Source organism: Actinoalloteichus spitiensis RMV-1378 (genome assembly GCF_000239155.1).
Lineage (GTDB): Bacteria > Actinomycetota > Actinomycetes > Mycobacteriales > Pseudonocardiaceae > Actinoalloteichus_B > Actinoalloteichus_B spitiensis.
On sequence record NZ_AGVX02000059.1, the window covers coordinates 1 to 6,921 of the forward strand.

The window sequence follows — 6,921 nt, forward strand, 5'->3', positions numbered from 1 at the left end:
CGGCCTCCTCCCCCGCTGCCGGGCGCGGTCGCGGATGGCCGGCGGCGGCGCGGTACGCGGCGGTGGTGACGTGGAAGCCGGCGGGGACGGGGAGTCCGGCGCGGATCAGGCGGTCCAGGGAGGCTCCCTTCCCACCGACGAGGGAGAGGTCCGTTCCGCCCGCGCCGAGCGGGAGGACGAAGGGGTGGTCGACCTCGTTGTCCACCAGTGGGCTCCTCATCCGGCCTGGGGTCAGGCCACCTCGTTCTCGTAACGTTCGGTGGTGAAGCGGGCGGCCTCGGCGAGGTAGGCGGCGGAGGCGGCCGCCACGCCCTCGGCCTCGGTGTCGGCGAGCGGGCTGCCCCGGTCGAGTGCCCGGCACACGGTGTCGGCGACCAGGTCGGCGGCGGTGTCGTCGGTGACGGCGAACTCCTCGGGCAGGAGTGGCCTGGTGAGCAGGAAGCCGTACATCGTGGCGGTGCCCAGGGACAGTTGGGCCGCCAGCGGCTGGTCGGTGCGGACCCAGCCGCCGGCGCGCAGTCGCTCCAGGTAACGGGGGAAACCGACGGCCAGCGGTGGCCTGCTGGCGGTCGGGTCTCCGGTGGTGAGCAGGCGGCCGAGGACGTCCCGGTCGCGGGTGAGGACGGCGAGGAGCAGGGGGCGGCGGGCGATGACCCGGTAGGAGTGGGCGAGCACTCCCCGCAGCGAGTGACCGGCGGGGTCCTGGGCGGCGCGGTCGCGGATCTCGGTGGCGGCCTGGGCCCGTTCCCGGCGGAGCAGCGCGAGGAAGAGCGCGTCCCGGCTCTTCCAGTGCAGGTAGATGGTGCCCTTGGCGACGCCGGCGGCGCGGGCGATGTCGTCGATGGTCGTCTTCTGGTAGCCCCAGCGCAGGGTGAGGGTGGAGGCGGCGTCCAGGATCCGCCCGGCGCGGTCCCGCCGAGTGTCCCCGGTCACCGTCGCCTCGTCCCGCTCGTTGCCCGCCACCCACACCCTCCGAACGTCGTGACCGGAATCGTTCATCTGGTCACGACTGAGGGTACTCCCCTTCCCGGGGACGGCGTGGGGGAGATCGGCGCCGGACGCGGAGCGTCCGCCCGTGACGGTGCTCACCGGGAGTGGCGGTCACCCAGGGTCGCGAGCCGTGACCGAGGGAGATACCGCGTGGTCTCGCGGACCCCGGGAGCGGCCGGGGCCGCCGCCGGCGCTGTGGTCGTCAACGCGGAGTCATTTCGGACAACCGGCAGGTCAGAGCCGAACGCGTGGAGCGCTCCTTGCCGTCGGTATGGTCCAGTACGGTGATCCGCCAGTTCGCGACGACTCCGTGCGCGGGCACGTCCATCGGCCACGATTCGGGAGAACGACCCTGTGACTGCGTCAGCTGAAACCATCTACGGGGCCGACGACCTCACGCATCTGGAGGGCCTGGAGGCGGTCCGCAAACGTCCCGGCATGTACATCGGCTCGACCGACAGCAGGGGGATCAACCACCTCTTCAGCGAGATCGTGGACAACTCCACCGACGAGGGCGTGGCCGGGTACGCGACCCGCATCGTCGTCACCCTGCACGCCGACGGCAGCGTCCAGGTCGACGACGACGGCCGGGGCATCCCCACCGGGGTGCACGTCAAGTCCGGGATCTCCGGGGTGGAGCTGGTCCTGACCCGGTTGCACGCGGGCGGCAAGTTCGGCGGCTCCGGGTACAAGACCTCCGGCGGCCTGCACGGGGTCGGCGCCTCCGCGGTGAACGCCCTGTCCCACCGGTTCGACGTGACGGTCCGCCGGGACGGCCTGGTCCACCAGATGTCCTTCGCCCACGGCGTCCCCGGCGTGTTCGACGGTCCCGGGGCGCGCGCCACGTTCACGCCGCGTTCCGGGTTGCACGTCACCGGGAAGATGAAGCGGGACGAGTCCACCGGGACCTCGATCCGCTACTGGCACGACGCCCGCTACTTCGAGACCGGTGCCGCGTTGGACGTGGAGGCGGTGCGGTCGAAACTGCGGAACACCGCGTTCCTGGTGCCCGGTGTCACCTACGTGCTGCGCACGGCCACCGAGGACAGCATCAGCGAGGAGACCTTCCACTTCCCCAACGGGCTGCCCGACATGGTGGACTTCCTGGCACCCGCCGGCGATCGGGCCGTGTCGGGCACCTTGGTGGTCTCCGGTGAGGGCACCTACAAGGAGAACGCGGCCGACGAGAACGGCGTGATGCAGTCCAACGTGCCACGCCGCGCCGAGGTGGAGGTCGCCTTCCGCTGGGGCACCGGCTACGAGCGGACCGTGGAGTGCTTCACCAACACCATCCGCAACATGCACGGCGGTACCCACCGCAAGGGGTTCGAACGGGCGGCGGTGAAGGCGCTGCACGCGGCGATCGCCCGCACCCGGGGTCTGCTGCGGGCGAAGGAGGAACCACCCACCCTCGAGGACGTGCTGGAGGGGATGACGGCGGTCATCCACGTCCGCATCCCCGAACCGCAGTTCACCTCGCAGACCAAGGACGAACTGTCCACGGCCGGGATCACCAAGGTCGTGCAGTCCGTGGTCGAGGCGCACCTGCGGGAGTGGACCGAGGACCGCAGGACCAAGGTCGAGGCCAAGACCGTCCTGCAGAAGATCGTCGACGCCTCCCGGGTGCGCCTCACCCAGAAGCAGCAGAAGGACGCCGCGCGCCGCAAGACCGCGTTGGAGGGCGCGGCGATGCCGGCGAAGCTGGTGGACTGCCGCACCACGGGTGTCGCCCGCAGCGAACTGTTCCTGGTGGAGGGCGACAGCGCTCTCGGCTCGGCGCGGTTGGCCCGGGTCTCGGAGTACCAGGCGCTGCTGCCGCTGCGCGGGAAGATCCTCAACGTCCAGAAGGCCAGCCTCGCCGACACGCTGCGCAACGCCGAGATCGCCTCCATCGTGCAGGTGCTGGGCGCCGGCTCGGGTCGGACCTTCGACCTCTCCGCGATGCGGTACGGGCGGGTCATCCTGATGGCGGACGCCGACGTCGACGGCTCGCACATCCGCACCCTGCTCATCACGTTGTTCGCGAAGTACCTGCGCCCGGTCATCGAGGACGGCCGGTTGTACGCGGCGATGCCACCGCTACACAAGATCACCACGCGGGGCCGGAAGCCGCAGACGCACTTCACCTTCACCCAGCGGGAGATGGAGACCACCGTGGCCCGGTTGGAGAAGGCGGGGAAACAGGTGGTCACCCCGGTCCCCCGGTTCAAGGGCCTCGGTGAGATGGACGCCGACGAGCTGTGGGAGACGACGATGAACCCGGCCACCCGGTCGGTGCGCCGCATTACCCTCGCCGAGGCGGACGCCGCCGCTGCGGACGAGGCCCTCGACCTGCTGATGGGGGAGAAGGTCGAGCCACGTCGCGCCTGGCTGGTGCGTTCGGCCGCCCGGGTGGACCGGGCGGCGATCGACGTCTGAGCCACTCCCCTCCGTGCGCCGTCCGCGCGCGGACACCGACCTCGGGGCACGGCCCCACCTCGCCAAGGAGAAGCTGAGCAATGGCACGCCGGAAGGGCAGCGCGCAGACCAAGGTCGACCCGACCGCCTTCGACCAACCGGGCAGACATGTCGTGGACAACCCGGTGCACACCGAGATCGAGGACTCCTACCTGGAGTACGCGTACTCGGTGATCCACTCCCGTGCGTTGCCCGACGCCAGGGACGGCCTCAAGCCGGTGCACCGCCGCATCCTGTTCTCGATGCACGAGCAGGGGTACCGACCCACCCACGCCTACGTGAAGTCGTCCCGGGTGGTGGGGGACGTGATGGGCAAGTACCACCCGCACGGGGACACCGCGATCTACGACGCGATGGTGCGGTTGGCGCAGGACTTCTCCATGAACGTGCCGCTGATCGACGGGCACGGCAACTTCGGCTCCCCCGACGACGGACCCGCGGCGAGCCGGTACACCGAGGCGCGGATGTCGCCGGCGGCCTCGCAGCTGGTCGCCGAGCTCGGTGAGGACACCGTCGACTTCCGGCCCAACTACGACGGGTCGTTGGAGGAACCGGCCGCGCTGCCGGCCGCGTTCCCGAACCTGCTGGTCAACGGCACCTCGGGGATCGCGGTGGGCATGGCGACCAACATGATCCCGCACAACCTGGGCGAGGTCGTCGCGGCGGCCCGCTGGTTGATCCGGCACCCGGACGCCAGCCTGGACAAGCTGATGGAGTTCGTACCCGGCCCCGACCTGCCCACCGGCGGCCTGCTGTTGGGCCTCGACGAGGTCCGCAAGGCCTATGCGACGGGCCGTGGCGTGGTGCGGATGCGGGCCAAGGTGGAGACGGGTCCGCTGCCCGGCAGCCGGGGCCGGCAGGCCATCACCGTCACCGAGCTCCCGTACGGCGTGGGGCCGGAGAAGATCATTGAGAAGATCACCGACGAGGTGAACAAGTCCAAGCGGCTCACCGGGGTCGCCGACGTCAAGGACCTCACCGACCGGGAGAACGGCACCCGGCTGGTCATCGAGTGCAAGGTGGGCGTGAACCCGCAGGCGCTGTTGGCCGACCTCTACCGGCTCACCCCGTTGGAGCAGTCCTTCGGGATCAACAACCTCGTCCTCGTCGACGGCGAGCCCCGGACCTTGGGTCTGAAGGAACTGCTGGAGGTGTTCCTGGCCCACCGGTTCGACGTGGTGCGGCGCCGGACCACGTTCCGCCGTCGCAAGCGCTCCGACCGGCTGCACCTGGTGGAGGGCCTCATCCGGGCGCTGGTCGACATCGACCGGGTGATCCGACTGATCCGGGAGAGCGACGACGCCAAGGCCGCGAAGGAGGGCCTGATGGCCCACTTCGACCTTTCCGAGATCCAGGCCACCTACATCCTCGACACCCCGCTGCGCCGGCTGACCAAGTACGACAAGCTGGAGCTGGAGGAGGAGCGGGAGCGGCTGACCAGCGAGATCGCCGAGCTGTCCCGCATCCTCGACGACGAGGCGGTCCTGCGCCGACTGGTGTCGACCGAACTGGGCCGCATCGCGAAGGAGTTCCCCACCGAGCGGCGCACCACCCTGATCGACGGGGATCTCAAGGAGGTGTTGGCGGCGTCGAAGCCGGCGGGGCCGTTGGAGATCGCCGACGACCCGTGCCAGGTCATCCTGTCCGCCACCGGGCTGGTGTCCCGGACGGCCGCCGCCTCGGAGGAGGCCGCGGAGGCCCGGCGCCGCAACGGGCGGGTCCGGCACGACGCGGTGACCGCCGTGGTCGACTCCACGGCTCGCGGGCAGGTCGTGCTGGTCACCAGCCACGGCCGGGGCATCAAGACCGATGTGCTCCCGCTGCCGGTGTTGCCGCAGCAGTCGGGCATCGTCTCCCTGCGCGGCGGGATGCCGGTGCGGGAACTGGTGTCCCTCGCGCCCGGGGAGCGGGTGCTGGGACTCGCCCCGCTGGGCGACCAGATCGGTGACTCCCCCGGCCTCGCCCTGGGCACCAGGCAGGGCGTGGTGAAGGTGTGCTCGCCGGAGTGGCCGGTCCGGGCGGACGAGTTCGAGCTGATCGCGCTGCGGGACGGCGACGAGGTGGTCGGGGCGACGTGGCTGGCCGACGGCCAGGAGTCGCTGGTGTTCGTCTCCTCCGACGCCGCCCTGCTGCGCTATTCGGCGACGCTGGTGCGCCCGCAGGGGTTGCGGGGTGGCGGCATGGCCGGCATCAACGTGAAGGGCGACGCCAGGGTGGTCTTCTTCGGCGCGGTCGCCGAGGACGGTGACCCCGTGGTGATCACCGCGACCGGGGAGACGGTGAAGGTGACCCCGTTCGCCGAGTTCCCGGCCAAGGGCCGCGCCACGGCCGGGGTGCGGGCGCAGCGGTTCCTCGCCACCGAGTCGGAGTTGTCCACCGCGTGGGTGGGCGCGCGGCCCGCTCCGTCGACCGGGAACGGGACGCCCGTGGAGCTGCCCGAGCCCGACGAACGGCGCGACGGGTCCGGCGTGCCCGCCGAGATCCCCGTGGTGGTGGGTTACCTGCTCGAACGCGACTGAACGATCCCCGACGTCCGCCCGGCCGTGGGCGGAACGCACGCGGCCCGCGCGATCGGGATGACCGGTCGCGCGGGCCGGGTGCGGGCGAGGCCCGGGGGCCGGTGGGTGTTCACATGAGCCAGCCCGCGACGAGGTCACCGAAGAAGCCGAACAGCACGCCCCAGGCGACGATCGCGACGGTCTGCCAGACGTAGACGCTGCGTTTGGTCGCGCCGAGGGCGACGAGGGCGGGGGCGCTGATCTGGCTCGCCACCACGATCGGCCCGAGCAGGCACACCCCGGGCACACCGAACCTGTCGAGGTACTTGGCGATCTTCCGTCGGCGAGGCGAGGCCTCGGCGCCGCCCGCGCCGTTCCCCCGCCTGCGGGTCGCGGCGACGCGGGCCCTGCCCGCGACCGCGATGAGGGCGAAGGTGACGATCATGTTGCCGATCACGGCGGCGGGGACCGCCAGCCCGGCGGGCACTCCGACGAGCACGCCGAGGAAACTCCCCAGGTAGGACTCGATGAAGGGAATCGCACCGGCGACCAGCAACACGCCGACCTGCTGCCAGGTCTCGGCGCCCGCCGCGAACTCGGCCAGTCGGGCGAAGAGGTCGGTGATGAAGTTGCTCTCCACGGCTTGCGGATCTCCTGTCATGCTGGGGGACGGTGCCGCGAGGTGGTGGTCGCCCGGGAAGGGCTGCCCTGCCTCGCTCCCCCGAGTCTTCGTCGTGCGGCCGGCCGGGCGTAGGGCCACGACGTCACCTCTCCGACATGACGCGGTGTCACTGGTGGGGCGGCCGCGGTATGCGCTGTCCTGGTCGGGTGGTGGGGCACCCGGGCGATCCGAGATCGGTCCCCCTGGGCCGGGGGACCCGCTCGGCACCGCCCCCGCCCGCGACAGCGAGGACGAGTGCCGATGGAGCGGTGGCCCGCAGCGCACTCCCGCCCAGGAGAGGGGCGGGAGTGCGCT

Annotated in this window: 5 protein-coding genes; 2 read left to right on the plus strand and 3 right to left on the minus strand. The window is 71.4% G+C overall.

Annotation, left to right across the window (positions count from 1 at the left end; genetic code table 11):
• Positions 1-220: PEP/pyruvate-binding domain-containing protein (locus tag ACTIDRAF_RS26990; RefSeq protein ID WP_157162810.1), on the minus strand; the 220-nt coding region annotated here is incomplete at its 3' end.
• Between the two features lie 11 nt (positions 221-231).
• A complete protein-coding gene (locus ACTIDRAF_RS31740) occupies positions 232-999 on the minus strand; it encodes a TetR/AcrR family transcriptional regulator (protein ID WP_016697234.1) in 768 nt (255 codons plus the stop codon).
• A 345-nt stretch (positions 1,000-1,344) separates the two neighbouring features.
• On the opposite strand from ACTIDRAF_RS31740, the gene ACTIDRAF_RS0202995 reads away from it, so the two are divergent.
• Both ACTIDRAF_RS0202995 and ACTIDRAF_RS0203000 read left to right on the plus strand, forming a co-directional pair.
• On the plus strand, positions 1,345-3,408 hold the full coding sequence (locus ACTIDRAF_RS0202995; protein WP_016697235.1) for a DNA gyrase/topoisomerase IV subunit B: 2,064 nt from the start codon (positions 1,345-1,347) through the stop codon (positions 3,406-3,408).
• An 80-nt stretch (positions 3,409-3,488) separates the two neighbouring features.
• Complete coding sequence (locus ACTIDRAF_RS0203000; RefSeq protein ID WP_016697236.1) at positions 3,489-5,966, plus strand: DNA gyrase/topoisomerase IV subunit A; 2,478 nt, start codon at positions 3,489-3,491, stop codon at positions 5,964-5,966.
• Positions 5,967-6,075: 109 nt separating this feature from the next.
• Here ACTIDRAF_RS0203000 and ACTIDRAF_RS0203005 read toward each other — a convergent pair whose 3' ends face one another.
• Positions 6,076-6,606 (minus strand): hypothetical protein, encoded by a 531-nt coding sequence (locus tag ACTIDRAF_RS0203005; RefSeq protein WP_026065718.1) that lies wholly within the window; start codon positions 6,604-6,606, stop codon positions 6,076-6,078.
• Positions 6,607-6,921: the final 315 nt, after the last annotated feature.

Excerpts from the sequence above, each read along its gene's own strand:
- ACTIDRAF_RS0203005 (WP_026065718.1), bottom strand. The coding sequence starts at position 6,606 with ATGACAGGAGATCCGCAAGCCGTGGAGAGCAACTTCATCACCGACCTC.
- ACTIDRAF_RS0203000 (WP_016697236.1), top strand. The coding sequence starts at position 3,489 with ATGGCACGCCGGAAGGGCAGCGCGCAGACCAAGGTCGACCCGACCGCC.
- ACTIDRAF_RS31740 (WP_016697234.1), bottom strand. The coding sequence starts at position 999 with ATGAACGATTCCGGTCACGACGTTCGGAGGGTGTGGGTGGCGGGCAAC.